Below are 26,413 nucleotides of genomic sequence, written 5' to 3'. Positions count from 1 at the left end.
ATGTCGCAATCAGGCGATGGTGTAGCGGAGTTCCGGGCGGCCGGGGCCGCCGTATCGCGGGACCCGTCGTGCGACGCCGGTGTCGACGAGGTGTTCCAGGTAGCGCCGGGCCGTCACCCGGGACACGCCCACGGCCGTGCCCACGGCCTGGGCCGACAGGCCGTCGGCGGCGTCCCGCAGCGCGCCCGCCACGGCCTCCAGGGTGTCGGCCGTCATCCCCTTCGGCAGGTGGGGGCGGGCGGTCCCGCGCAGGGTGGACAGCGCCCGGTCCACCTCGCCCTGGCCGCTGACCTCGCCCGGCCCGCTGATCGACGACCGGAACGCCGCGTATCGTTCGAGTTTCTCCTGCAGCAGGGCGAAGGTGAAGGGCTTCAGCAGATACTGCACGACCCCGGCGGACACGGCCGACCTGACCACCGACAGATCCCGCGCGGAGGTGACGGCGATGACGTCGGAGGGGAGGCCCGCGGCCCGCATGGCCCGGCAGACGTCCAGCCCGTGCATGTCCGGCAGGTAGAGGTCGAGGAGCACGAGATCCACCGGCTCGCGGCGCAGCGCGCGGACGGCCTCGCCGCCGGACCTGGCCACGCCGGCGACCCGGAAGCCGGGCACCCGCTCGACGTACAGACGGTTCGCCTCGGCGGTGAGCTCCTCGTCCTCCACGATCAGAACCGAGATCACGGCCGCACCTCCGCGCGTGCCGGGCCGCCGCAGGAAGCGCCCGCGGGCGTGGCCGCCCGGGGCGGCAGCGGGAGCCGCACGGTGAAAACCGCCCCCCGACCATCGGCGGCCTGATCACCGATGTCCTGACCACCGGGGCCTTGACCATCGGGGTCTTGACCACGGGGGCTTTGACCACCCGGGCTTTGACCATCGGGGTCCTGACCGCCGGCGCACGCCTCGATGCCGCCGCCCAGGCGCCGGGCCGCCTGCCCCGCCATCGCGAGGCCGAGCCCCCGGCCGTCCCCCTTCGTGGACCAGCCGCGCCGGAACACGTCCCGTACGACGCCGGGGTCGATCCCGGGACCGCTGTCGGCGACCCTGATCAGGAACGTGCCGTCCTCGGCGCGCAGGCATACGCGGACCCGGGCGGGCGGGGCGCCCTGTACGGCGGCGTCGATCGCGTTGTCGATCAGGTTGCCCACGATGGTCACGAGGTCGCGGGAGTCGAGGGCGACGTCGCCGAGCTCGCTGTCCGGGCTGATCACGAGGTCGACTCCGCGTTCGGCGGCCGCCGCGCTCTTGCCGAGCAGCAGTGCCGCGAGGACGGGTTCGCGGATCGCGCCCACCACGCGGTCGGTGAGCCGCTGGGCCGCCCGCAGCTCCGCGGTGGCGAACTCCACGGCCTGGTCGGCGCGGCCCAGCTCCACGAGCGCGACGACCGTGTGCAGCCGGTTGGCCGCCTCGTGCGCGGCCGAGCGGAGCGACTCGGCGAAGCCGCGTTCGGCGTCGAGCTGCCCGGTGAGGGCCTGCAGCTCGGTGTGGTCGCGGAGCGTGACCACCGTGCCGAGTGAGCGGGCGCCGGAACGCACCACGGCGGCGCTCGCCACCAGCACGCGCTCCCCGGTCAGGTGGATCTCGTCCGACCGGCTCTCCCCGGAGCCGAGCATCGCGGCCAGCGAGGGCGACAGGCCGAGGTCGCCCACGTGCCGTCCCTCCGCGTCCCCGGGCAGGCCGAGCAACTCGCGGGCGCCGTCGTTGGCGAGGGTCAGCCGGCCGTCCCGGTCGACGAGCAGCAGCCCCTCGCGCACCGCGTGCAGGATCGCGTTGTGGTACTCGTACATGCGGCTCAGCTCCGCCGGGCCCAGCCCGTGCGTCTGACGGCGCAGGCGGGCGCCCACCAGGTAGGCGCCGGCGATGCCCGCCGCCAGGCCGAGCAGGCCGGTGAGGACGGCCGAGCCGATCTGCCCGCGCACCTCGGCACTGATCTTCGCCACCGTGATGCCGGCGCTGACCAGCGCCCGGACCCGGCCGGCGGCGTCCCGCACGGGGGTGACGGCCCGTACGGACGGACCCAGCGTGCCGGTGTAGGTCTCGGTGAACGTGCGCCCGGCCAGCGCCGGCGCCGTGGTGCCGAGGAAGTGCCCGCCGATCTGCCTAGGGTTGGGATGCGTGTACCTGCGGCCCTCCCTGTCCATGATCGTGATGAAGTCCAGCCCGGCCTCCGCGCGCACCCGCTCCGCGTACGGCTGGAGCACGGCCGAGGGATCGGGGTCGTCCAGCGCGTCGAGCACGGTGGGCGCGTCGGCCACGCTGATCGCCACCGCCCTCGTCGTCCTCGCGGCCTCGTCGCCGAGAAGCTCGCGCGTACGCAGGAAACCGAGGAGGGTGGCGCCGGCCACGGTGATCCCGACGACCAGGATCTGCAGCACGAGCACCTGCCGGGCCAGGCTCCAGCGTCCGAGCCTGGCGGTCATCGTCGTCACGGCTTTCAGCGTCCTCGCTCCCGGTGCGGGTCGTACGCGGATTCACGGCCGCGGGGCGCGCCGGTGAAAACCGCCGTGAACGAAATGTACGCAATAGTGACCCAGGTCACTACCGCGCGCATAGTCACCGACCAGATCGCATCTTCGCCCGCGTCGCGGGCCGCTTGAGGACGAGGAGGGTCGCGTGACGACCACACCGAACCCGGCACCACTGAACCCGGCACCCCGTGACCGGACCCATTATCTGTACCTGGCAGTGATCGTCGCGGTCCTCCTCGGGATCGCCGTGGGGCTGGTGGCGCCGGACGCCGGGGTCGCGCTGAAGCCGCTGGGCACGGCCTTCGTGGCCCTGATCAAGATGATGATCAGCCCGATCATCTTCTGCACGATCGTGCTCGGCGTCGGCTCAGTGGCCCAGGCCGCGAAGGTCGGCAAGGTGGGCGGGCTGGCCATCGGCTACTTCCTCGTGATGTCCACGGTGGCGCTGGCCATCGGCCTGCTCGTGGGCAACGTCCTGCACCCCGGCGAGGGGCTCCAGCTGACCGACGAGCTGCGCAAGGCCGCCGAGGAGCAGGCGGCCAAGGGCGGCGAGAGCGACACGACGTCCTTCCTGCTCGGTATCATCCCGGCGACGTTCGTCTCGGCGTTCACCGAGGGCCAGGTGCTCCAGACCCTGCTGGTCGCGCTGCTGACCGGCTTCGCGCTGCAGGCGATGGGGGAGCGGGCGGCGCCCATCCTGCGGGGGCTCGGCCACCTGCAGCGGCTCGTCTTCCGCGTCCTGGCGATGATCATGTGGGCGGCCCCGGTCGGCGCGTTCGGCGCGATGGCCGCGGTGGTCGGCGCGGGCGGGTTCGACGCGCTGCGCAGCCTGGCCGTGCTGATGGGCGGGTTCTACCTGACCTGCCTGCTCTTCGTGGGGGTCGTGCTCGGCGCGGTGCTGTGGCTGGGCGCGCGGATCAACCTGCTGTCGCTGCTGCGCTATCTCGCCCGGGAGTTCCTGCTCATCCTGTCCACGTCCTCCTCCGAGTCGGCGCTGCCGCGCCTGATCGCCAAGATGGAGCACCTGGGGGTGAGCCGCGCGGTCGCCGGCATCACGGTCCCGACCGGCTACTCCTTCAACCTCGACGGCACCGCCATCTATCTGACCATGGCGACGCTGTTCGTGGCGCGGGCGACCGGTTTCCCGCTCTCCGCCGGGGAGCAGATCGGCCTGCTGGTCTTCATGATCATCGCGTCCAAGGGGGCGGCGGGCGTCACCGGCGCCGGGCTCGCCACGCTGGCGGCGGGCCTCCAGTCGCACCGGCCCGCCCTCGTGGACGGCGTCGGCCTGATCGTGGGCATCGACCGGTTCATGTCGGAGGCCCGGGCGCTGACCAACTTCGCGGGAAACGCGGTCGCCACCGTCCTGATCGGCACGTGGGTGGGCGACTTCGACCGCTCCCGGGCCGAGGAGGTGCTGGCCGGCCGGCTTCCCTTCGACGAGGCGACGTTCGTGGACGACGAGGGCGCCGCCCCGGCCCCCGAGGCGGACCGCGCCCCCGCCGCCGCCCCAGCGGCTCAGTAACCGGATCAGCGGGCGGGCGGCTGGAACTCCGGCTGGTCGAGCACCCGCAGCCAGCTTCCGTCGGGCTGGCGCCGTACGACCTGGGCCCGGGCGCCGGCGCCGTCCTTCGGCGGGGTCGAGGTCAGCGCGATGTCGCCGCTGACCAGCGTCGGGAGGGGCTCCTCCGGCTCGAAGCGGGGGCGGTTCGCCAGCACCTTCTCCCAGAGGGCGCGGATCGCCTCCCGGCCGGCCGTCACGCCGCCTGGCGGGTAGGCCAGCACGGCGTTCTCCTCGTACAGCGCCGCCACTCCCGCGGCGTCGCCCGCGTTCGACCGCTCGACGAACAGGCGGGTGATGTCCTCCGGCCGCATGGCCTTCTCGTATTCCGGCATCTCGTGTTCCGGCATCTCGTGCTCCGGCATCGTTCCTCCCGAACTCTCGTACGGCCTCCAGCCTGCCGATTCGCTTTTCAGAAATCCAACAGATGGATCGGATGGGAACTAGAATCGGCGGTTATGGAACTGCGCCAGCTGGAGTATTTCGTCGCGGTCGCCGAGGAGCGCAACTTCACCCGTGCGGCCGAGCGGGTGCACATCAGCCAGTCGGGCGTCAGCGCCCAGATCCGGCAGCTCGAACGCGAACTCGGCGCCGAGCTGTTCGACCGGTCCGCGCGGAGCGTCACCCTTACCGTCGCGGGGAAGGCCGCGCTCGAGCACGCCCGCGCCGCGCTCGCCGCGGCCGGGGCGCTGGGGCAGGCGGTGGGCGAGGTGACCGGCCTCATCCGGGGCCGGCTCACCGTCGGGATGGTCGTCGGCTGCACCGTCACGCCGCTGTTCGACGCCCTCGCCGCGTTCCACCGGGCGCACCCGGGGGTCGAGATCGCCCTGCTGGAGGACAACTCCGACCGGCTCGTCGAGGGGGTGCGCTCCGGCGCCCTCGACCTGGCCCTCGCCGGGCTCGCCGCCGCTCCGGACGGCCTGGAGACGCTGACGGTCATCAGTGAGCGGATCGTCGCCGCCGTCCCTCCGGACCACCCCCTCGCGGGGCAGGACGGCGTCACCCTGAGCGACCTCGTCTCGCACCCGATCGTCTGCATGCCGTACGGCACCGGCCTGCGCACGGTCTTCGACCGGGCCTGCGCGGCCCGGGGCCTCCAGCCGGTGATCGCGCTGCAGGCCGGGGCGGCCGACGCCGTCGCCGGCCTCGCGGCCCGCGGGCTCGGCGTCGCCGTCCTCAGCGAGTCGATGGCCGCGGCCCACCGGGACCGGCTCGCCGCGCTCACCATCGAGGACGTCGAGACGCCCGCCCTGCTCGCGCTGCTGTGGCGCGCCGGGCAGGGCCCGGCCGTACGCGAGTTCGTGCGGCACGCCCGGCGATCCTTCGCTGTGGCTCCAGCATGAGAACCGCCGCACCCCGGATTGGACGTATGTGCCTGGGTACTCCTAGAGTCCATTTCATGACGTCTGGTGATCTCCAGCTCCGGAGGGCCGAGAAGACCGACGCGGACGAGATCTTCGCACTCGCCCGCGAGTTCGCGGTGACGTTCCGGCCCGAGCGCGCGCCGTTCGACGCGGCGCTGCCGCAACTCCTGGAGAACGAGGACGCCTTTCTCATCGTCGCCACCGTCGAGGGGACCGTACGCGGCTACCTGCTGGGCTTCACCCACCTCACGCTGTTCGCCAACGGCAGGGTCGCGTGGGTGGAGGAGGCGATGATCGAGAGCGGCTACCGCCGTCACGGCATCGGGCGGCGTCTCCTGGAGGAGTTCGAGACGTGGGCACGCTCACGGCAGGCCGGATACGTCGCGCTGGCGACCCGGCGGGCCGCCGAGTTCTACGGCGCCCTCGGCTACGAGGTGTCGGCCACCTACTACCGCAAGATGCTCAGACCGAAGATGTGAGCTGGGCGTCCAGGCGGTAGCCGTCCACGGTCACGTAGACCGAGTCGCCGGGCCGCGCGTTCAGCCGCATCAGGACCGGCTGGAGCGAGTCGAACACCGGCTGACGATCGCGCCACACCAGCACGACGGCGTTGTCCCCCGGGCCGGTGACCGACAGCAGCGTTCCCGGGCGCATGCCGAGCTGGGCGGCGTACCCCTCGGGGACCGCTACCGGCTCGCCGCGCAGATGGCCGCTGGTGACGTCGATCCGCTGCCAGCGGCGCGGGTCGGAGGCCGGGCTGGAGGTCGGGCGGGGGTTCGGCACGAGATGCGGCCGGGGCACGCCCCCCGCCAGGTTCCCGTTCAGATTGCCGCCCACATTCCCGTTCGGGTTGCCGTTCGGGGTTCCGTTCAGGTTGCCGTTCGTGAGCGCGTTGAGCGCGGCGAGCGCGGTGGCGGCGTCGGGCCCGTTGTTGGCCTGCGAGGGGATCGGGACCCCGCCGCGGCCGTGGTGGTGCCCGTTCGCACCCGGTGTACGGCGGGGCAGCGGCGCGGATCTCGCCGTCTGGTCGGGGCCGTGCCGGGTGGGCAGGGGTCCGTGTTCGGACGGGGAGCCGGCCTGCGGCATGGAGTCCAGCCACGCCTTGGCGGAGTGGGCGCGGATGCCGAGCTGGCCGAGCAGTTCCACGACGTCGGCGTCCGCCGGCTTGTTCGCCAGCAGCTGGCGGGTCTTCTCACGCAGCCCCAGGAGGTCGCCGACCACGAGCCAGCCGTCCTGCAGGCGGCGGTCCGGCATCAGCGTCACCAGCACCCGCCACAGCGGCGTGCCGAGGGCCGGCACCTCGACGGGGTGGGACGGGTCCGCCGCGATGAGCTGCTCCTGGGTGGCCGCCGCGCCCAGCCACTCGGTGAGCCCGAACAGGTGGCCGGTGAGGGGCGCGGAGTCGGGGGAGCGCAGCCACAACAGCACCCGCTCCTCGGCCGCACGCTGGGCCTGGGAGAGCAGTTCGCGGTCCACGTTGAGGTTGTGCGCCAGCGTGCGCAGGCTCACCGGCTCGGCGGCGAACAGCCGCTCGGCCGCGACGGCCCTGGCCAGCGGGTCCCAGCCGCGGAACAGGCCTTCAATGACCGCGACCATCGGGTGCGCGCTGAGGTCGGCCGGCTGCCGCTCCCGTGCCACCTCGGCGGCGGGCTGGGCGGGGGCGGCCGCGGGCTGCGGGAGCGAGGCTCCGGCCTGCCGGGCGAAGGGCTGGGTGGAGGGTTTGACCGGCCCCGCGGCCGGCGCCTGCCCCGCCGTCGGCGCCGGCATAGCGGGCGCGGGCATGCCGGGCGACGGCATGGCGGGGGACGGTATGGCGGTGGACGGCGCGGCGGGTGCCGGAGCGCCCTGCCCCGGCCCGGCGGGCGCCTGCCCCTGCTGCGCCTGCCCCTGCTGAGCCGGGCCTTGCTGAGCCGGCCCGTGTCCCTGCCGCGCGGGCGTCTGGGCGGGTGCCTGAGCGGCAGCGGCCTGACCGGGCGCCGGCGTGGCCGGCCGGGCGAACGGCTGAGACGTGGTTCCCGGGGCGGCGACCTGGGGGAAGGCCTGAGACGAGGTGCCGGGTGCGGCCTGCGGGAACGGCTGAGACGTCGTCTCCGGTCCGGCGACCTGCGGGAAGGCCTGAGAGGAGGTCCCGGGTGCGGCCTGCGGGAGGGGCGCCCCGGCGGGACCGGAAGGTCCCTGCGTCTGGACCTGCGCCTGCGTCTGTGCCTGCCTCTGGGGCGCGGCCTCGTCCCCAGCGAGCGCCTGCGCGGACCGCCCGGACGCCGGCTCGCTTTCCAGGCGCCCGAACACCTCACGGAACACCGTGGTCAGGAGGACCTCGGGCGAGGCGGGGGCGGCCGGGGCCTGAAGGTCGCACGGCGTCAGGCGGCGCAGCCGGTACCAGCCGCCGAGGTGGTTGACCACCGTGCGTACGGGATCCGGCCAGCCGGGCATGGCCGGGTCCACCGTGTGCACCTGGAGCGCCGGAAGCAGATCGGTGAGGGGCAGGTGGTCCCAGCGGCCCACGGCCAGGCGGGCGAGCCGCTCGCAGAGCCAGTCAACGCCGGTCGCCCGTATCGCGTGGCCGATCCCGACGGATGCCCACCAGCCGCCGGGCAGGCGCGGGTCGGCCAGCAGCTCGGCCACCTGCTGAGGACGGCTCCAGCGCAGGGCCGGGACCAGGTCGCTCAGGCAGATCGTTGACTCGGCGTCCATCGGTATGACCGCACCCTCCCGAGAGTGACGCATGTTGCTAATGGTGCAGCTTACGCCGCAAACCAGCAATTGGTGTCAATAGGGTAAAGTTCCCAGGATCCGGCCGGGCGCCGACCTGCGCGACCGCCGCCGCGCCCGCCTCACACCCCTTGCGCAGGGCTTCCTCGGGCGTGCTCCCGGCCATCGAGGCGACCAGGAACCCGGCGGCGAACGCGTCTCCCGCGCCCGTCGAGTCGACCACCTCCGCCGGGGGTGCGGCCGCTCTGGCGACTATACGGCCATCGCGGGCCAGCAGGGCACCGCCGGCCCCCAGCTTGACCACCGCCGTGCCGTAGTGGGCGCTGAGCGTGCCGGCCGCCGCCTCCGGATCCGCGGCGTCCGCGAGCAGCAGCGCCTCCTCCAGGTTGGGGATCACGATGCTCGCCGGGGCGCTCTCCCGGAGGAACCGCTCGGGCCCGAACGCGCGCAGCGGCCCGCAGGAGGCCGGATCGACGCTGACGGGGATCCCGCGCCGGCCGGCCTCGCGCATGGCGAGCCGCGCGAGCTCCAGGCCCGGCTCGGCGAACATCGTGTACGCCGACAGGTGCAGGTGCCCGACCCCGTCGAGCAGGTCGGGCGCCCAGTCCCCGGCCCCGATGTGGCCGCTCGCCCCGCGGTTGGTGAGCATGGACCGCTCCCCGGTGGAGTCGACCATCGCGATCACGACGGCCGAGGGCCGTTCCGGGTCGATCCGCAGGTGCGGCCGGACCCCGGCCTTGGTCAGCTGGGCCGCGTGCCACTCGCCGGTGTCGTACCCGGCCCGCGCGAGCAGGCGGGTGTCCGCGCCGAGCCGGGCGGCCCAGCAGGCGGTGTTCGCCCCCGAGCCGCCCGGGCGCAGCGCGATGTCGGCGGGTGTGTCGGTGCCGGTGGCCGCGGGGCCGTCGTGCAGCGCGACGACGTCGGTGACCACGTCGCCGATCACCAGCAGACCGCTCACCCGGCCGCCCAGGCGGCCGCGATCTCCCCGGCCAGGCGGGTGTTGCCGCGTACGGCCGCGAGGTTGGCCTCCAGCGACGCGCCGCCCGTGCCCTCGACCAGGTACTCCAGCAGGAACGGGGTGATGGCCTGCCCGGTGACCCCGCGCTCCTCGGCGGCGCGCAGGCCCTCCGCGAGCACCCGGTCGTGCAGGTCCGGGTCGAGCTGGAGATCCACCGGAACCGGGTTCGCCACGATCAGCGCCGTGTCCAGCCCGCCGAGCGCGTCCTGGGCCCGCATGACGCCGGCGGCCTCCTGCGGCGTCTCGACGCGCCAGTCCACCGGCTCGCCGGAGCTGTGCAGGTAGAAGCCGGGGAACTCGTCCGTGCGGTAGCCCACGACGGTGACCTGCTTGGTCTCCAGTCGCTGGAGCGTCGCGGGCACGTCGAGGATCGACTTCACCCCGGCGCACACGACGGTGATCCTGGTGCGGCTGAGCGTGTCGAGGTCGGCCGACTCGTCCTGCACCGTGGTCCAGCCGCGGTGGACGCCGCCGAGACCCCCGGTGGCGAACACCCGCACGCCGGCGCGAGCGGCCAGGAACGAGGTGCCGGAGACGGTCGTGGCGCCGCTCAGCCCGAGCGCGGCGGCCGGGGAGAGGTCGCGGAAGCCGAGCTTGCGCAGGCCCGGCTCGGTCGCGATCCGCTCCAGCCCGTCCTTGTCCAGGCCCACCCGGGGGACGCCGTCCAGCACCGCCACCGTCGCCGGCACGGCCCCCGCCTGCCGGACGATGTCCTCCAGTTCGAGGGCGACCTGGAGGTTGCGGGGCTGGGGAAGCCCGTGGGAGATGATGGTGGACTCCAGGGCGACGACCGGACGGCCGGTGGCCAGCGCCTCGGCGACCTCATCGGAAACGCGCATGTCTCTCCTGTGTTTCCCGCTTACCATCGGGGCGCTCACTTCCGCCTGGTCGTGCCGAAGGCGCGCCATTGGCGCTTCCCTCGTCGCGCCTAGTCGCTTCGCTCCCATGCGCTCCTCAGTCCAGATCGGCGGCGCGCCCCTCCGGATCGCTCGGTTTATTTCCCGCACTAGCGGAAGATTGTCCGCTTCGGCATATTCTGCCCGAGTATTGCGGGAGATCTTGCGATAAGTTGCGGGCATCCGCCCAGGCCCACCCGTCGCCGTCCTCCCGTGACCCCTCCAGACCCTCCCATGCCCGCCGCCACGACCCGCATCCGGCCCGCACCCGCCCGCGACACCGAGCCACGTACGACCCGGGAGAACGCCTCCATGCCACGCTCGCACTACGACGTCGTCATCGCCGGCGCCGGGCACAACGGCCTCGTCGCCGCGGCCTACCTCGCCCGGGCCGGGCGCAGCGTGCTGGTCCTGGAACGCCTCGGCCACGTGGGCGGCCTCGCCGTGTCGGCCCGCGCGTTCCCCGGCGTGGACGCGCGGCTGTCGCGCTACTCCTATCTGGTCAGCCTGCTGCCCACGAAGATCGTGAAGGATCTCGGGCTGCGTCTCGACCTGCGCCGCCGCCGCTTCGCCTCCTACACCCCGGCCGGCGACACCGGCCTGCTCGTGGACAACGAGGACGCCGCGCGCACCGCCGCCTCCTTCGAGGCGGTGACCGGGGGACGGCACGACCTGGCGGCCTGGGAGCGGTTCTACGGGATGACCGCCCACGTGGCCCGGAGGGTCGCGCCGACGCTGCTCGAACCGCTGCGTGCCCGTACGGACCTGCGGGAGGTCGTGGGGGACGACGAGGCGTGGCGCGACCTGTTCGAACGGCCCGTCGGCGAGGTGGTGGACGAGCGGTTCGCCGACGACACCGTGCGCGGGGTCGTCCTCACCGACGCGCTGATCGGCACCTTCGCCGACCCGGCCACCGACCTGCTGGCCAACCGGTGCTTCCTCTACCACGTCATCGGCGACGGCACGGGCGACTGGAACGTCCCTGTCGGCGGCATGGGCGCGGTGACCGCCGAGCTCGCCGAGGTCGCGCGGCGGCACGGCGCCGAGATCCGCACCGGCGCCGAGGTGCTGGCCGTCGACCCGGACACGGGAGAGGTCACGTTCGACGACGGCGCGGAGCACGCGGTGACCGCGGGGAAGGTGCTGGCCAACCTGCCGCCCGCCGTGCTCGCCCGGCTGCTCGGGGAGACGCCCGAGCGGCCCGAGGGCGCCCAGCTCAAAATCAACATGGTGCTGTCGCGGCTGCCCCGGCTGCGGGACCCCGCCGTGGACCCCGCCGAGGCGTTCAGCGGCACCTTCCACATCAACGAGACCCGCGACCAGCTCGCCGCGGCGTACGCGCAGGCCGCCGCGGGGAGGGTGCCGGACCTGCCGCCCGCCGAGGTCTACTGCCACTCGCTCACCGACCCCTCGATCCTCGGTCCGGAGCTGCGGCAGGCGGGGGCGCACACGATGACGCTGTTCGGCCTGCACATGCCGGCGCGGCTGTTCGCCGATCCGGCGGCCAAGCGGGAGGCGCTGGACCGCACGCTCGCCTCGATCGACTCGGTGCTCGCCGAGCCCATCGAGGACTGCCTGCTGCGGGCGCCCTCGGGCGAGCCCTGCCTGGAGGCCAAGACCCCGCTCGATCTGGAGCGCGACGCGGGCCTGCCCGGCGGCCACATCTTCCACCACGACCTGTCCTGGCCGTACGGCGAGGAGGACGGCCACGGGGCCCGGCCGGCTCAATGGGGCGTCGAGACGGCGCACGAGCGGGTGCTGCTGTGCGGCGCGGGCGCCCGGCGCGGCGGCGGCGTCAGCGGCATCCCCGGTCACAACGCCGCGATGGCCGTCCTCGGCAGCGCCTGAGAACGCGCCCGGCGGCGGCACGCTCGCCACGGTCGAGCTTTCCGGCGACCCGTCCGCCGCCTGACCCGTGCGGGCTCGGGACGCGCGCCGGTTGACCGAGCGAGGGCCGTCCAGAGCGCCATGCGGTCCGCCTGAAACCACGATTTCTCTGAGTCCCTAAAGATGCCTTTCTGAGACCTTTGACTACTGACATCCACTCTCGTAGTGATTAAAGTCATTTTGCTGTCGATCTTCGGCGATGCGGCTTACGTCCGCTTCGCTGCCCCTCAAGGAGGGTTTGTGAGAGTGAAGCCTCTCGTAGCGGCCGCTGCCGCCCTGTTAACCGCGGCGGCGCTGCAGATCCCCGGAGCCGGCCCGGCGTTCGCCGACCCGCCGCCCCCTCCGGGCCCGTCCGACAACTCCGCCCACGGCGGACCGATCCTGGATGACGTGCACAACGTCCCGACGACCGCCGTCAAGAGCAACGTCACGTTTGTGGACAACGTCAAAGGCGTGAGCGGCTATTCAGGGCTCAACTTCATCGGCTACGACAAGTACGGCTACGACTTCATGTTCGCCAACGGCACCGGCGGCCTCGCCGTCTGGTCGCTGAAGGATCCCGAGCACCCGGCGCTGGTCTCCACCGTCACGGCGGCCCAGCTCCGTCAGCCGGGGGACACCCAGGACAGGTTCTGGGAAGGCGAGAACATGACCGTCGACCCGAAGCGCAAGCTGGTCTTCCTCAGCAGGGACCCGCGGGGCTTCGGCGGCACCGTCTCGACCGGCCAGTCGGGCGTGTACATCGTCGACGTGAAAGACCCCTGGAAGCCGAAGGTCGTCGTCTTCCAGCCGATCCCGGCCGGACACACGGCCACCTGTATCAACGACTGCTCCTACCTGTGGTCGGTCGGACCGGCCAACACCGGTACGCCGGGCCAGGACCCGTCGTGGAAGGGCGTGCCGGTCCGGGTGACCGACATCCGTGACCTCAAGCACCCGAAGACCCTGGACCTGGCGCTCGACCTCGGCCGGTTCGACGGCGTCACCGACTACGTGCACAGTGTCGACGTCGACAAGAACGGCGTCGCCTGGGTCTCCGGCGAGGGCGGCGTCCGCGGTTACTGGACCAAGGGCAACCACTACGACCCGGTGCGGAAGACCAAGCGGGTGGCGACGGCGTACGACCCGATCCCGTACGCGGGTGGCACGGCCGTGCCGACCAACCCGCAGGGCACCGAATTCTTCGACTACTTCGACCACAACGCGTACCACAACACGGAGAAGCTCGGCTCCTTCGACAAGGGCGAGCTGGTCTACGTGACCAACGAGAACATCACCACCTGCTCGCAGGCGGGCGAGTTCAAGATCGTTTCGTTGAAGGGCAGCTACGACGGCGAAGGCTGGAAGTCCACGCCGGAGAAGCCGCTCCGGCTCGACCTGGTCAGCCACTGGTCGCCGTGGGGCAAGGAGGGGTCGGCCACCAGCGGCAGCTGCTCCGCCCACTGGTTCACCGTCAACGGCAACATCGTGGCGATCGCGTGGTATGGGCAGGGCACCCGGTTCCTCGACGTGTCCGACCCGACCAAGCCCACTCAGGTCGGCTACTTCCGCGTTCCGTCCGGCACGGGTGTGACCGCGGGTTCGGCGTCGGCCTCGTATTGGCACAACGGCCTGGTCTACGTCGCGGACTACAACCGGGGCGTCGACGTGCTGCGGTTCGACGGCAAGCTCGCGGGCGCGCCGGACGACAAGATCTGCTGGAACTCCTGCGACAAGTAACCGCCGGAGCCGGAGCCGGCCCGGGGCGGGGAGCTCCCCGCTCGGGCCGGCTCCGCCCTGACGGAGTGGAAGGGTGACGGTGCGACGCCGACATGTCACGCGGGGGACGACCGCCGCCGTGCCCGCCGCCGTGCCCTGTGCGACGCCTCCCCGGGCCCGGCTGGTCGCGCGGCTCGTGGCGATCGTGTTCCTGGCGGCCGGCGGCCTGGTCGTGGGCCTCCTGCCCGGTGTGGCCGCCCGTCCAGCGTACGCGCACGCCTACCTGCTGGAGAGCACGCCGGTCGACGGCCAGGTGCTGTCCTCGCCCCCGGCCGAGGTCCGGCTCCGCTTCGACGAGGCGGTGAGCCTGGGCCGCCGGTCCATCCAGTTGCTCGACCCCACCGGCAAGGAACTGGCCATCGGCGCCGCGGAGTACGCGGACGGGAAAGCGGACACGGCGCGGGCGAGCCTGCCTCGGGACCTGGCCGAGGGAACCTACGTCGTGTCCTGGCGGGTGACGTCCGTGGACTCGCACGTGGTGTCGGGAGCGTTCAGCTTCAGCGTCGGCCACCCGAGCGCGACGGCCGCCCCCGTTGAGCAGGACACCGGCCGCGTGGTCCCCGTCGTCGCCGCGGTCGGCCGCGCCGTGGCGTACCTCGGGGTGGCCCTCGCCCTCGGCGGCGGGGTGTTCGTGGCCGGGCTCTGGCCCGGGGGCCGCGACGACCGGCGCGGCCGGCGCGTCGTGTGGTCGGGTTTCGCCGCGCTGGCCGCCGGCACCGCGGTGGTACTGCTCGCCCAGGGACCGTACGCCGACGGCAGGCCGCTGACCGCGGTGTTCGACCCAGGCCTGCTGGGCGCGACGCTGTCCACCCGGCTCGGTCACGCGTTGCTGGCCCGGCTGGTGCTCGTGGTCGTCCTCGGCGTGGTCTTCCTGATCGGGGTGGGCCGCCCCTCGCCCGTCACCGGCTCGGAGCCGGCCGATTCCGAGACGGCGCGTGCCGAGACGACGCCTGCCGTGCCCGCCGATTCCGAGACGACGCTTCCGGTGACGACGCTTCCGGTGACGACGCGTGCGGAGCCGGCCGGCGTCGCCCGCAGGACCGTGCTGCCCGCGGTCGCCGTGGTCGGCGCCATCGCCATGACGCTGACCTGGACGCTGGCGGACCACGCGCAGAGCGGCGCGCAGATCTGGCTGGCCGTCCCGGCGACCAGCCTGCACCTGCTCGCCATGGTGCTGTGGCTGGGCGGCCTGGTGACGCTCGCGGTCTGCGTGCTCGCCCCGGCCGGCAGGCGGGACCCCGCGCTGCTCTCCCTGGAGCCCGCGCTCCCCAGGTTCTCCCGGCTCGCGCTGCTCTGCTTCACGGTGATCGCTGTGACCGGGCTGTACCTGTCGTGGCGTCAGGTGGGGACGTGGGGCGCACTCGGCGCGACCGGCTTCGGGAGGCTGCTGCTCGGCAAGCTCGCCGTCGTGCTCGGTGTGCTGGCGCTCGCCTCCGGAGCGCGGCGGTTCGTGCACCGGCGCGACCGCGCCGGGCGTGCCCCCCGGGACCTCGGCGCCGCGGTGCGCAGGCTGCGCCGCTCGGTCGCCGGCGAGGTCGTGCTCGGGGTCGTCGTCGTGTCCATCACCGCCGTCCTGGTCGACACGGCGCCCGCCCGCACGAGCTACGCGCCGCCGGTGGACACCACGGTCCCGTTCCCCGCCGCCGTGAACGCGTCCGGCCCGTACGGCGGGCTGCGCGGCGGCTCGATCCAGGTGAAGATCGAACCGGCGAGACCGGGCGGCAACACGGCCGACATCTACCTGACCGGCCGGGACGGCAGGCTGGTCCCGGTGCCCGAGATCTCCGGTGCGCTCGAATCGCGGGACCGCGCCGTACCGGCGCTGCCCGTCAAGGTGACGGCGGCCGAACCCGGCCACTACGTGGCGGGCTCGATGTCCGTCCCCTACCCCGGGGAGTGGGCGTTGCGGCTGGACATCCGCGTTTCCGACTTCGACGAGACACGCGTACGTGTCCCGTTCACCGCACATTGAGAGGCTGTCGACACATGCGAGGCGCTGACCGCACGGCCCCCGCGCCGCGGGTGGCCCTGGCCGCCGCCGGCGCGATCGCCGCCGGTGTCCTGGCGGGATGCTCCGCCGGGACACCCGAGCCCGTGGCCAAGCCGCCCTACACGGTGGAGACCATCCGCTCCGGCTTCGTCGGCGCCGCCGACCTGGGAAAGGGCGCGATCGCGTTCGAGGACGACGACCACGCCTCGCACACGATCTACACCCCGCCGAACAGCATCCCCACCTGCCCGTACGTCCAGCGTTCCGACGACGTCCAGGTTCCGGTGGAACCGGCGGTCGAGCCGGTGGGCGGCAACCCGACCGGCCGGTTCATCGTCGCCCCGCCGAAGGTCGGGCCGCAGACCCTCCCGGTCGTCACCCAGGGCGCGGTGGTCTTCGAGAGCACCACCCTCGCCGGCAACGCGATGAACGCCGTGACGGCCGAGTCGGCCAAGTGCCCGGCGACGTTCACCATCCTCGGCGGGCCGCCGTCCATCGTGGGCGGCTACACGACCGGCAGCCGGCCCTTCGAACTGGACGGGTGGCGGGGGTTCGCCCAGCACCTCGTGCACACCCCGCCGGCGGACCTGGGCTCGGACACCTATGACGACCTGGTCACCGTCGTGGTGCAGAAGGCGAACGCGGTCCTCTACGTCGGCTACACGCAGATCAAGAAGGTGGGCGAGCGGTCCGACACCGAGGAGAAGGTCAAGGACCTGATGACGACGACGCTTGCCCGCCTCGGCTAGCGCGTCCCGGCAGATCACCGATGAACAGAACGGCGGAAGTCCCGCCGATGGGAGGAACATTGAGCGGCAGAGCACTTCGGGCGGGTGCGGCGCTCGCCCCCACAGGCGCCGGTCCCGCGCACCCGTTCACCCGTGGTGAGGCGGCTGTGCCGGCACGCCCGGGGCCGGCCGGAGCCGCGCACGGCAGGGCGTCCCGTACGCCCCGTATGGTGCGCGCGCTGCGCCGCGCGGCGCGCGGGCTGGTGGTCGCGGCCGTGGCGGCGTGCCTGGTCGCCGTCCTGCCGGCGACCGCGTTCGCGCATGTGAAGGTCACCGCGGACACGGCCGTCCAGGGCGGCTACGCCGCGCTGACATTCAGGGTCCCCAACGAGCGTGACGACGCGAGCACCACCAAGATCGAGGTGCAGCTCCCGGTCGACTTCCCCCTGGCCTCGGTCTCGGTGAAGCCGCACCCCGGCTGGTCGTACGCGATCGAGAAGACCACCCTTGCCACGCCCATCGAGTCGCACGGCGCGAAGATCGGCGAGGTCGCCTCGAAGATCACCTGGACCGCGTCGGGCGAGGACTCGGGCATCAAGCCGGGTGAGTACGACGAGTTCTCGGTGAGCGCCGGGCCGCTGCCGGAGACCGACCGGCTGACGTTCAAGACGCTCCAGCACTACAGCGACGGCGAAGTGGTGCGCTGGATCCAGGAGCAGAGCGGCGGGGACGGGGAGCAGAGCGGCGGGGACGGAGAGCAGAGCGGCGGGGACGGGGAGCAGAGCGGCGGGGACGGAGAGCAGAGCGACGGAGACGAGGAGCCGGAGCGGCCCGCGCCGGTGCTAGGGCTCACGGCCAAGGGGGCCGCCGTGTCAGGCCCGGCCCCGGCCGCCGGATCGGCCGCCGTCGTGTCGGCGGTCGGATCGGCGGCCGTCGTGTCGGAGTCCGGCATGGACACGGGGGTCGCGTGGGCGATCGGGCTGTCCGCGGCCTCGCTGGTGATCTGCCTGGGGTGCGCCGCGGCGCTGGCCCTGCGGTGGCGCCGGACGGGATAGGCGGACGGCCCGGCCGGACGAGCGGCGCCGAGCCGGCCCCCCGGCCGTCACCGCCTGGTGAAGGCGCACGGCACGCAGGGCTGACGGCGTTCGGCGCCGCCCTCGGCGGGTACGTGATGGGCCTTCCGACCGACGAAAGGACTCCCATGGACACGGAGGGCTTCATCGCCCTGCTCAATGAGGACCTGGAGAGCGAGTACCGCTCGATCGTGCAGTACGTGCAGCACACGGCCACCATCAAGGGCGCGGAGTATCTGTCGATCATCGAGGAGCTCAGGCAGCACCTCGGCCAGGAACTCGACCACGCGAGCACGCTGGCCGAGCAGATCGACTTCCTGGGTGGCGTCCCGAGCGTCCGCGTTCCCGAGGTGCCGGTGGCGACCGACGGCGCCGACGCCCTCCGGCTCGACCTGGAGCTGGAGCAGGAGCAGCTGCGCCGCTACCGCGAGCGCGTGGAACAGGCCCAGGAGCTCGGCCTGAGCGACGTGGCCGAGGCGCTGCGCCCGCTGCTGCAGCAGACGCAGGACCACGTCATGGACCTGCGGACCGCGCTGGGAAAGTGACCGGGCGGCTGCAGGTGGAGTGAGGCGGGACGGCGCGGCCGGGGCCGGGCCGCGAGTCCCGCATCCGGGTGCCGGGGACGACCAGCGCGACCAGCCGGCCAGCGCGGCCGGATCAGGGCGGCCGGGCCAGGGCAGCAGGGCCAGGGCAGCCGGATCAGAGCGGCCGGGCCAGGGCAGCCGGATCAGGGCGGCCGGGCCAGGGCGGCCGGGCCGGGGCAGCAGGGCGGCAGGGGTCAGCGCGGCCGGGCGTAGTCGTCGAGGGCGCGCACGATCAGCGCCCTCGCGTCGTCGTGGAAGGCCGCCACCTCACAGAGCTCCTCGAACGCCTCCGCGTAGAAGACGACGTCCTCGACGTCGCGGAGCAGCAGGTCCCTGGTCCTGGTCGCCACCCCGACCAGGCAGTCGTCGTAGATCCAGAACGAGTTCATCAGCGCGGACGGCAACTGCGCCTCGAACGGCAGCAGCCCGAACTCCACGTTCGGCAACGTGGTCACCGCGATCAGCCGGTCGAGCTGGCCGCGCATCACGTCAGGGGGCGCGAGCCGGTAACGCAGCACCGCCTCCGGCATGACGAACCGGAACCGCCGTGCCGGGTCGTACAGGATCTCCTGGCGCCGCATACGGACGCGGATCGCGTTGTCCACGTCGTCGGTGGACTCGTACACCCGCCTGACCTTGCCGAAGATGTGCCTGGCGTACTCGGTGGTCTGCAGCAGGCCGATCACCACGCCCGGCTCGAAGGCCCGGAACAGCCGGGTGCGCGTCTCCAGGTCCCGGACGTCCTGCTGCAGCGCGGCGAGGCCGTTCCTGTTCCGCTGCCGCCAGGTGTCGTGCCGCTCCAGCAGTCCGGCCGCCTGCCGGATCAGGCCGTCGATGGCCTGCGGGTCGGCCTCCACGGCCTTCCCCCACGCGGCCACGTCGTCCTCGGTGGCGGTCTGGCGGGCGTTCTCGATGCGCGAGACCTTCGACGGCTGCCAGCGCAGCCGCTCGGCGAGGTCCTTTCCGGACAGGCGGGCGTTCTCCCGCAACCGGCGTAGCTGGGCTCCCAGGTCCATGCGGGCCTGATGGAAACCGCTCATGCCCACCTCCGGCCGTGGTGCGGTTCAAGGTAGACCCGGCACGCCGGAACATGCCAGAGGGGGGCGCTCAATGGTGATCGGGCAGGGCCCGCCGGGCGATCTCGACGAGGAGTTCCCTCGGCACCTCGACCGCGGTCTCCCCGTCGAGCACATGGCGCAGGTCGGCGCGGGCCTCGCGGTCCACGACCTCCAAGCCCTGGACGACCAACGTGCCGCGGTCGGTCTCGTACAGGGAGGGGCAGGCCCCCGCCTCCGACGTGGAGCCGAGAAAGCGCAATCGCATGTTCTTGTCTCTCGATTGGCGGCGATCGGGCGCAATCCTAGTCATCGGGGAATGGGCACGCACACGGCGCGAAGACGCTCGCCAAGCGCCTTCGCCTGGGCGTCGAGGAGCGGGCTCGCCGCCACGCCCCGGCCCAGGAGCCCATGGACGACGAAGTTCAGCGCGTGCAGGTTCGGCAGCGCGAACCGGTCGATCGGCAGGTCGCCGACCTCCGGCAGCAGCTCCCTGAGCCGGTCCACGGTCAGGAACGCCGCGAGCCACGGATAGCGTGCGGGGTCGCGCACCCAGACGCCGAGGTTGGCGTCGCCGCCCTTGTCGCCCGAGCGGGCGCCGGCGACCGTGCCGAGCGGCGCGACCTGCCCGGCTGCGACATCCCCGGCGTACGGTGGGATCGCGGCGTCGGCCGCGCCGCCGGGCGGCGGTCCGCCCGCCTGCTCGCCCAGCAGCGGCCCGGACGGCGGGGCGTGTGGCACCTCGACGCGGATTCCGTTCACGGTCACCACCGGGAGCACGGCCCGCGCGTCGACCGACGAGGGCCAGTAGACCCCGTAGGGGGAGGCGTCACCTGGCGGCGTCAGGCCGTAGAAGCCGGGGTAGCTCGCCAGGCCGGTCTCCACCACGGCGGAGGAGAACGCCCGCCCGGCCCTGCGCTGATCGGGGTCCATGACCGTGATCCGCAGCAACGCCGTCCCGGCGTCGTCGCGGCGGTTCACCTCCCCACGGCCGCCGCCCGTGTGCCCGGTGCCCGTGTGCCCGGTGCCCGTGTGTTCGGTGCTGGTGTGCTCGGTGCTGGTGTGCTCGGTGCTGGTGTGCCCGGCGTCCATATGCGCGGTGCCCGTGTGCGAGGGGCTCGGGGAGCCGGATCCGCCGTCCGCGCCGAGGGGGGTCAGCTCCACGTGGACCTGCTCGAACGACTCCCGGGGGACGCGCGCCCAGATCGCCTCCTGCGCGATCCGGGACTTGGCCGCGATGTCGAGGCCGGTCAGCACGAGCGTCATCGTGTTGCGGTAGCCGCCGAGGTAGGTGACGGCGACCTTCAACGTGTCCGGCGGGGGTTCGCCGCGCACGCCCGTGATCCTGACCCGGTCGGGGCCCTCGTGCTCCAGCCGGATGGTGTCGAACCTGGCGGTCACGTCGGGCCCGAGGTAGCGGGGCGAGGCGATCTCGTACAGCAGCTGCGCGGTCACGGTTCCGGTCGAGACCAGCCCGCCGGTACCGGGGTGCTTGGTGATCACGCTCGACCCGTCGGCGTACAGCTCGGCGATGGGGAAGCCGCAGTGGGCGAGGTCCGGCACCTCCTCGAAGAAGGCGTAGTTGCCGCCGGTCGCCTGGCAGCCGCACTCGATCACATGCCCGGCGACGACGGAGCCGGCCAGCGGGTCGAGGTCACCCGGGTCCCAGCCGAACCACCACATGCCGGGCCCGGTGACCAGCGCCGCGTCGGTGACCCGCCCGGTCACGACGACGTCCGCGCCGTGCTCCAGCGCCACGGCGATCGGCCGGCCGCCGAGATAGGCGTTGGCGGTCAGCGGGGTCGCCCGCAGGGTCTCACCGGTGTCCGCGTTGACCGGCGGTCCGGCGAGCGGCATGAGGTCGTCGCCCGTGACATGGGCGACGGCCGCGCGCAGCCCGAGCCGCTCGGCCAGGGCGGTGACCGCCTCCGCGCACCCGGCCGGATCGAGGCCGCCCGCGTTGGCGACGACTCTGATGCCGCGGTCGAGGCAGGTGCCGAGGACTCGCTCCATCTGGGTCAGGAACGTGCGCGCGTAGCCGGGGCGGCCCTTGAGCCGGTTGCCGGCGAGGATCGACATGGTGAGCTCGGCCAGCCAGTCGCCCGTCAGCACGTCGATCGGCCCGCCCTCGACCATCTCCTCGGCGGCCGACAGCCGGTCGCCGTAGAAGCCGCCGCAGTTCGCGACCCGGATCGGTCCCGGCCGCCCGGCCTGCGCCGGGATAAGGCCGGCCTCCGGCGTCCTGGGCCCGGCCTCCGGTGTCATCGCCCGGCTTCCGCGGCCGGAGCCTCGGCGGGCACCCAGGCGGCGGGCCGCTTCTCGGCGAAGGCCCGGATGCCCTCCTGCCCCTCCTCCGAGGTGAAGCGCTCGGCCGACAGCGCGGCCATCGCGCGGAACCCCTCCTCGACGGGCAGCTGCGGCACCTCCCGCACGAGCCGCTTCGTGATCGCCAACGCCTCGGGGCCGCCGCGCAGCAGCATGCCGGTGTAGTGCGCCACGGTCGCGTCCAGGTCCTCCTCCGGGGCGGCCCGGGTCAGCAGGCCGATCTCCACCGCGCGCTCGGCGGTGAAGACCTCGCCGGTGAGGAAATACTCCGCCGCGGCCCGGGGCTCCAGGCGGCGCAGGCAGGTGACCGCGATCATGGCGGGCACCACCCCGAGCCGCACCTCGGTGAAGGCGAACGACGCGGTCGCCGGGGCGACGGCGAAGTCGCAGGCCGCCACCAGGCCGAGGCCGCCCGCTCGCGCCGTGCCGTTCAGGCGGCACACGACCGGCTTCGGGCTCTCCCAGATTCGCAGCATGATGTCGGGGAACGACGCGGTGACCGGCGCCCCTCCGCCGCGCTGCTCCTTCAGGTCGGCGCCCGCGCAGAACACCGGTCCCGCGCCAGTCAGCACGATCACCCGTACGGCGGGCTCGTCCAGCGCCCATGACAGCGCGTCGTCGAGCTGCCGCAGCAGCCGGGACGACAGGGCGTTGCGGTTGTGCGGCGAGTCGAGCGTGATCGTGGCCACGCCGCCCGCCTGCTCGCGGCGTACCAGCACATCCTGGGGTTCGCTCACGGCTGCGTCGCCTCCCCGCCCCGATCCGCGCCCATCTGGCCGCCGATCTCCGGGCCGATCTCCGGGCCGGCCTCCGGGCCCAGCTCTCTGCCGGTCGCTGTGCCGGTCTGTGCGGCGATCTCTGTGCCGATTGCTGTGCCGGTCTCCGCGCCGCCCCGCGTGCCCGGATCCGCGCCCGTCTCGGCGCCTGGGCGAGCGCCCGTCTCGGCGCCGGGGGGAACGCCCGTCTCCAGACCCGGGTGCGGGCCGGTTCCCGTACCCGGATGCCCGACGGTGTCCGTTGCCGGATGCCCGCCGATGTCCATCACCGGCGGCGCGCCCGTCGCGGGGCTCGCCTCCGGTCGCGCCTCCGGGAAGCCTTCCGCGCCGGTTGCCGTGCTGGTCGCCGTGTCCGGCTCCGCCGCGGTCCCCTCCGTCTGCGGGCCGCCGTCCGGTTCCCGCGGCGGCGACGGCTCGATCACGGCGAGCGGCACGCCCGCCTCGACCTGCGTGCCCGGCGTCACGTGCAGCGCGGCCACCGTGCCCGAGGCGGGGGACACGATCAGGTGCTCCATCTTCATCGCCTCCAGCACGACCACCGGCTGCCCGGCCTCGACGACGTCACCGGGCTTGACCTCGACACGCAGGACCGTACCCGGCATCGGGGCGGGCAGTGCCCCCGGCGTCACGCGCGCGGCCGGTTCGGGCAGCCGCTCGACCGTGGTGAGCCGCACCGGACCGAGTGGGGAGTCGACATGCACCACGCCGGGGCGAACCTCGGGGTAGGCGGCCACCTCGAAGGTGCGCCGCAGGCCCGCCGTCTCCAGCACCACCCGGCCGGGTTCCGCCGACACGAGCGTGACGTCCTCGAAGCCCTCGGCCCGCAGCCCGTCCCTGGTCAGCCGGTAGGCGACCTCCACGCGTCCGCCGTCCTCGGTGCCGAACGCCGTGCGCTGCGGCTGGGACGGCACGTTGCGCCAGCCGCTCGGCAGCCCGCCCAGCACGCCGTGGCGGCGGGCGGCGGCGCGGCCGGCCGCCGCTCCGGCGAGCGCCGCCGCGAGCGCGGACAGCCGTACGGCCTCGGGACCGGCGAGCGGGGCCGGCACGGGATGCCGGTCGAGGAAGCCGGTGTCGAGCGCGCCGGACAGGAAGTCCGGGTGCCGCAGCACTCCCACGAGCAGGTCGCGATTGGTCGTCAGCCCGTGGATGCGCGCCCGCGCGAGCGCGTCCGCCAGCCGCCGGGCCGCCTCCGCCCGGTCCCGGCCGTACGAGACGACCTTGGCGAGCATCGGGTCGTAGTGGACGCCCACCTCGGTGCCGGGCATCACTCCCGAGTCGAGCCGCAGCCGTGCCCCGAGCCCGAACTCGCCGTCCACGCCGGGGATCTCGAAACGGCGCAGCACGCCGCTCTGCGGGCGGCCCTCGGAGTCCTCCGCGTACAGGCGGGCCTCGATCGCGTGACCGACCGGGCTCGGCGGCAGCGCGGCGAGGTGGGCGCCCTCGGCCACCTCGATCTGCAGCCGGACCAGGTCGACCCCGTAGACGCACTCGGTGACCGGGTGCTCCACCTGGAGGCGGGTGTTCATCTCCAGGAAGAAGAAGCCCTCGTCCGACAGCAGGAACTCGACGGTGCCCGCGCCCTGGTAGCCGATCGCACGTGCGGCCCGGATCGCCGCCTCGCTCAGCTCGCGGCGCAGTTCGGGAGTGACCGCAGGGGAGGGGGCCTCCTCGATCACCTTCTGGTGGCGGCGCTGGATCGAGCACTCGCGCTCGCCGAGCGCCCAGACCGTGCCGTGGGCGTCGGCGAGGATCTGCACCTCGATGTGGCGGGCGCCCTCCAGCAGGGGCTCGGCGAACAGCGTGCCGTCGCCGAAGGCCGACAGCGCCTCCCGCCGGGCCGACTCGACGGCCCCGGCGAGATCGGCCGGATCGCGCACCACCCGCATGCCGCGCCCGCCGCCGCCCGCCGACGCCTTGACCAGCAGCGGAGCCGTCATCTCCACCGGGCTGTCCGGGGACAGCGGGACGGTCGGCAGGACCGGCACGCCGGCCTCCGCCATCAGCGCCTTCGCCTCGATCTTCTTGCCCATCGCGGCGACGGCCTCGGGGGAGGGGCCGATCCAGGTCAGCCCTGCCTCCAGCACGGCGCGGGCGAAGCCGGCGTTCTCCGACAGGAAGCCGTATCCGGGATGGACCGCGTCGGCGCCCGACCTGCGGGCCGCCTCGACGATCCGCTCCGGGTCGAGGTACGCCAGGGGGGCGCCCAGCCGTACGGCCTGGTCGGCTTCGGCGGTGTGCGAGGCGGACGCGTCGGCGTCGGCGAAGACGGCTACGGTCTCGATTCCCAGTTCGCGGCAGGTGCGGAAGACCCGGCGGGCGATCTCCCCGCGGTTCGCGACCAGCAGTCGCCCGATCATGACCCCTCACCCCCGTCGATCCGCGTGAGCCCGCTGCCGGTAAGAACGGTGCCGTTGAGCATGATGCCGTTGAGCGTGGTGCCGTTGAGCGTGGTGCCGTTGAGCGTGGTGCCGTTGAGCGTGGTGCCGTTGAGCATGCCGGTCACATCCGGAAGACGCCGTAGCCGGCCCGGCCCGCGTCCGGTGCTCCCGTCACCGCCGACAGGCACAGCCCGAGCACCGTACGGGTGTCGCGGGGGTCGATGACCCCGTCGTCGTACAGCCGGCCGGACAGGAAGAACGCCGCCGACTCCGACTCGATCTGCGCCTCGACCGCGGCACGCATCGCCGCGTCGGCCTCCTCGTCGTAGACCTGCCCCCGCGCCTGCGCGGCGGCCCGGCCCACGATCGACATGACGCCGGCGAGCTGGGCCGGGCCCATGACGGCCGACTTCGCGCTCGGCCAGCTGAACAGGAAGCGGGGGTCGTAGGCCCGCCCGCACATGCCGTAGTTGCCCGCGCCGTAGGAGGCACCCATGACGATCGTGATGTGCGGCACGGTCGAGTTGGCCACCGCGTTGATCATCAGCGCGCCGTGCTTGATGATGCCGCTCTGCTCGTAGTCCCTGCCGACCATGTACCCCGTGGTGTTCTGCAGGAAGACCAGCGGCGTGCGCGACTGGTTCGCGAGCTGGATGAACTGGGCGGCCTTCTGGGACTCCGCGCCGAACAGCACGCCGCTGGCGTTGGCGAGGACCCCGACCGGGTGGCCGTGGACGCTCGCCCACCCGGTGACCAGGCTCGGCCCGTAGAGCGGCTTGAACTCGTCGAAGTCGCTGCCGTCCACCACCCGGGCCAGGACCTCGCGGGGGTCGAAGGGGACCTTCAGGTCCTCCGGCACGATCCCCAGCAGCTCGTCCTCGTCGTGCAGCGGAGCGGCGTAGCCGGACGCGGGAACGTTCCCGCCTTCGCGCCAGTTGAGCCGCCGCACGATGCGGCGGCCGATCCGCAGCGCGTCGTACTCGTCGGCGGCGAGGTGGTCGGCCAGCCCGGAGGCCCGCGCGTGCATCTCCGCGCCGCCCAGCGACTCGTCGTCGGACTCCTCGCCGGTGGCCATCTTCACCAGGGGCGGGCCGCCGAGGAACACCTTGGCCCGCTCCCGCACCATGACGACGTGGTCGCTCAGGCCCGGCACGTACGCGCCGCCCGCGGTGGCGTTGCCGAAGACCAGTGCGATGGTCGGGATCCCCTCGGCCGACAGCCGGGTCAGGTCGCGGAAGACCTGGCCGCCGGGGATGAATATGTCCTTCTGCGACGGCAGGTCCGCGCCGCCCGACTCCACCAGGTTCACGTACGGCATGCGGTTGCGCAGCGCGATATCGGCGGCGCGCAGGGTCTTGCGCAGCGTCCACGGGTTCGACGCGCCGCCGCGCACGGTCGGGTCGCTGGCGGTGACGACGCATTCGACGCCCTCGATCACCCCGATGCCGGTGACGACGCTCGCGCCGACGGGATACTCGGTGCCCCAGGCCGCCAGCGGGGACAGCTCCAGGAACGGCGAGTCGGGGTCGACGAGCAGCTCGATCCGCTCGCGGGGGAGCAGCTTGCCGCGCTCCCGGTGCCGCTCGACGTACTTCTGCCCGCCTCCCGCGACGGCCTTGGCGTGCTCGGCCTCCAGCTCGGCGAGCTTCGCCAGCATGGCCTCGCGCCGCGTGCCGTACTCGCCGCTGGAGGTGTCCAGCCGGCTCACGAGCACCGTCATCGCATCACCGAACCGAATTCTGTCACCTGATGATCCTCCTGGTGAGCCGCCGCCGCGTCAACGAGCCGGGCCCGGCCGCGGGGCCGGCCCGTGTGGATCAGTCCCCGGCATCGGTCCCGGCGC

21 protein-coding genes and 1 pseudogene are annotated in these 26,413 nt (G+C 73.4%); 9 read left to right on the top strand and 13 right to left on the bottom strand.

Features of this window, described 5'->3' with window-relative positions; all coding sequences use genetic code 11:
- Positions 1-9: 9 nt before the first annotated feature.
- Both BXA11_RS07075 and BXA11_RS07070 read right to left on the bottom strand, forming a co-directional pair.
- A complete protein-coding gene (locus tag BXA11_RS07075; protein ID WP_030505267.1) occupies positions 10-681 on the bottom strand; it encodes a response regulator in 672 nt (223 codons plus the stop codon).
- Positions 678-2,417 (bottom strand): ATP-binding protein, encoded by a 1,740-nt coding sequence (locus BXA11_RS07070; RefSeq protein WP_083744035.1) that lies wholly within the window; start codon positions 2,415-2,417, stop codon positions 678-680. Before BXA11_RS07070 ends, BXA11_RS07075 begins: the two co-directional genes overlap by 4 nt.
- 193 nt (positions 2,418-2,610) lie before the next feature.
- Between BXA11_RS07070 and BXA11_RS07065 the strand changes: the two genes are divergently transcribed.
- Positions 2,611-3,990, top strand: a complete 1,380-nt coding sequence (locus tag BXA11_RS07065; protein ID WP_081903174.1) for a cation:dicarboxylate symporter family transporter — start codon at positions 2,611-2,613, stop codon at positions 3,988-3,990.
- A gap of 5 nt (positions 3,991-3,995) precedes the next feature.
- On the opposite strand, the gene BXA11_RS07060 is transcribed toward BXA11_RS07065, so the two are convergent.
- A complete protein-coding gene (locus BXA11_RS07060; protein WP_239104913.1) occupies positions 3,996-4,391 on the bottom strand; it encodes a YybH family protein in 396 nt (131 codons plus the stop codon).
- 93 nt (positions 4,392-4,484) lie between these two features.
- Here BXA11_RS07060 and BXA11_RS07055 point away from each other — a divergent pair, with 93 nt between their 5' ends.
- Both BXA11_RS07055 and BXA11_RS07050 read left to right on the top strand, forming a co-directional pair.
- Positions 4,485-5,369 (top strand): LysR family transcriptional regulator, encoded by an 885-nt coding sequence (locus BXA11_RS07055; RefSeq protein ID WP_076433721.1) that lies wholly within the window; start codon positions 4,485-4,487, stop codon positions 5,367-5,369.
- A gap of 56 nt (positions 5,370-5,425) precedes the next feature.
- Entirely contained in the window at positions 5,426-5,869 is a 444-nt protein-coding gene (locus BXA11_RS07050) for a GNAT family N-acetyltransferase (protein WP_030505262.1), read from the top strand.
- On the opposite strand, the gene BXA11_RS07045 is transcribed toward BXA11_RS07050, so the two are convergent.
- From BXA11_RS07045 to BXA11_RS07035, 3 genes are read right to left on the bottom strand one after another with little or no spacing between them, the layout of a single operon-like run.
- Positions 5,853-8,084, bottom strand: a complete 2,232-nt coding sequence (locus tag BXA11_RS07045; protein WP_076433719.1) for a hypothetical protein — start codon at positions 8,082-8,084, stop codon at positions 5,853-5,855. The two genes, BXA11_RS07050 and BXA11_RS07045, sit on opposite strands and share 17 nt — an antisense overlap.
- A 37-nt stretch (positions 8,085-8,121) precedes the next feature.
- Positions 8,122-9,060 carry a carbohydrate kinase family protein gene (locus tag BXA11_RS07040; RefSeq protein WP_076433717.1) on the bottom strand — a complete coding sequence of 313 codons (939 nt, stop codon included), beginning with the start codon at positions 9,058-9,060 and terminating at the stop codon, positions 8,122-8,124.
- Complete coding sequence (locus tag BXA11_RS07035) at positions 9,057-9,959, bottom strand: pseudouridine-5'-phosphate glycosidase (RefSeq protein ID WP_076433715.1); 903 nt, start codon at positions 9,957-9,959, stop codon at positions 9,057-9,059. Before BXA11_RS07035 ends, BXA11_RS07040 begins: the two co-directional genes overlap by 4 nt.
- Positions 9,960-10,250: 291 nt before the next feature.
- On the opposite strand from BXA11_RS07035, the gene BXA11_RS07030 reads away from it, so the two are divergent.
- From BXA11_RS07030 to BXA11_RS07005, 6 genes are all read left to right on the top strand, one after another.
- Complete coding sequence (locus BXA11_RS07030) at positions 10,251-11,864, top strand: phytoene desaturase family protein (protein ID WP_239104912.1); 1,614 nt, start codon at positions 10,251-10,253, stop codon at positions 11,862-11,864.
- A gap of 285 nt (positions 11,865-12,149) precedes the next feature.
- Positions 12,150-13,622 (top strand): LVIVD repeat-containing protein, encoded by a 1,473-nt coding sequence (locus BXA11_RS07025; RefSeq protein WP_076433713.1) that lies wholly within the window; start codon positions 12,150-12,152, stop codon positions 13,620-13,622.
- 73 nt (positions 13,623-13,695) lie between these two features.
- Positions 13,696-15,633 (top strand): copper resistance CopC/CopD family protein, encoded by a 1,938-nt coding sequence (locus BXA11_RS07020; protein WP_143734123.1) that lies wholly within the window; start codon positions 13,696-13,698, stop codon positions 15,631-15,633.
- Between the two features lie 14 nt (positions 15,634-15,647).
- On the top strand, positions 15,648-16,400 hold the full coding sequence (locus tag BXA11_RS07015) for a hypothetical protein (protein WP_076433709.1): 753 nt from the start codon (positions 15,648-15,650) through the stop codon (positions 16,398-16,400).
- Positions 16,401-16,546: 146 nt separating this feature from the next.
- Positions 16,547-17,434, top strand: coding sequence for a YcnI family copper-binding membrane protein (locus BXA11_RS07010; RefSeq protein WP_208865551.1), 888 nt, complete (start codon positions 16,547-16,549; stop codon positions 17,432-17,434).
- Between the two features lie 146 nt (positions 17,435-17,580).
- Positions 17,581-17,997: a ferritin-like domain-containing protein gene (locus tag BXA11_RS07005; protein ID WP_076433705.1), complete on the top strand. Its 417-nt coding sequence runs from the start codon at positions 17,581-17,583 to the stop codon at positions 17,995-17,997.
- A gap of 233 nt (positions 17,998-18,230) precedes the next feature.
- On the opposite strand, the gene BXA11_RS07000 is transcribed toward BXA11_RS07005, so the two are convergent.
- From BXA11_RS07000 to BXA11_RS06975, 7 genes and pseudogenes are all read right to left on the bottom strand, one after another.
- The gene (locus tag BXA11_RS07000) at positions 18,231-19,076 is read right to left on the bottom strand and encodes a helix-turn-helix domain-containing protein (protein ID WP_076433703.1); all 846 of its coding nucleotides are present in this window, start codon (positions 19,074-19,076) and stop codon (positions 18,231-18,233) included.
- A gap of 67 nt (positions 19,077-19,143) precedes the next feature.
- Positions 19,144-19,359 (bottom strand): hypothetical protein, encoded by a 216-nt coding sequence (locus tag BXA11_RS06995; protein WP_036404419.1) that lies wholly within the window; start codon positions 19,357-19,359, stop codon positions 19,144-19,146.
- Between the two features lie 41 nt (positions 19,360-19,400).
- The gene (locus BXA11_RS06990; RefSeq protein WP_083744023.1) at positions 19,401-21,356 is read right to left on the bottom strand and encodes an acyclic terpene utilization AtuA family protein; all 1,956 of its coding nucleotides are present in this window, start codon (positions 21,354-21,356) and stop codon (positions 19,401-19,403) included.
- Positions 21,353-22,153, bottom strand: coding sequence for an enoyl-CoA hydratase-related protein (locus tag BXA11_RS06985; RefSeq protein ID WP_204053558.1), 801 nt, complete (start codon positions 22,151-22,153; stop codon positions 21,353-21,355). Before BXA11_RS06985 ends, BXA11_RS06990 begins: the two co-directional genes overlap by 4 nt.
- A 446-nt stretch (positions 22,154-22,599) precedes the next feature.
- Positions 22,600-24,549, bottom strand: a pseudogene (locus BXA11_RS06980) (acetyl/propionyl/methylcrotonyl-CoA carboxylase subunit alpha); the annotation flags it as partial.
- Positions 24,546-24,686, bottom strand: coding sequence for a pentapeptide repeat-containing protein (locus tag BXA11_RS41955; RefSeq protein WP_143734122.1), 141 nt, complete (start codon positions 24,684-24,686; stop codon positions 24,546-24,548). The gene BXA11_RS41955 and the pseudogene BXA11_RS06980, both read right to left, overlap by 4 nt.
- A 5-nt stretch (positions 24,687-24,691) precedes the next feature.
- Positions 24,692-26,290 carry an acyl-CoA carboxylase subunit beta gene (locus BXA11_RS06975; protein ID WP_076433697.1) on the bottom strand — a complete coding sequence of 533 codons (1,599 nt, stop codon included), beginning with the start codon at positions 26,288-26,290 and terminating at the stop codon, positions 24,692-24,694.
- Positions 26,291-26,413: the final 123 nt, after the last annotated feature.

The organism is Microbispora rosea, from assembly GCF_900156315.1.
GTDB classification, from domain to species: domain Bacteria; phylum Actinomycetota; class Actinomycetes; order Streptosporangiales; family Streptosporangiaceae; genus Microbispora; species Microbispora rosea.
This window is presented reverse-complemented; position numbering and strand designations above follow the sequence as displayed.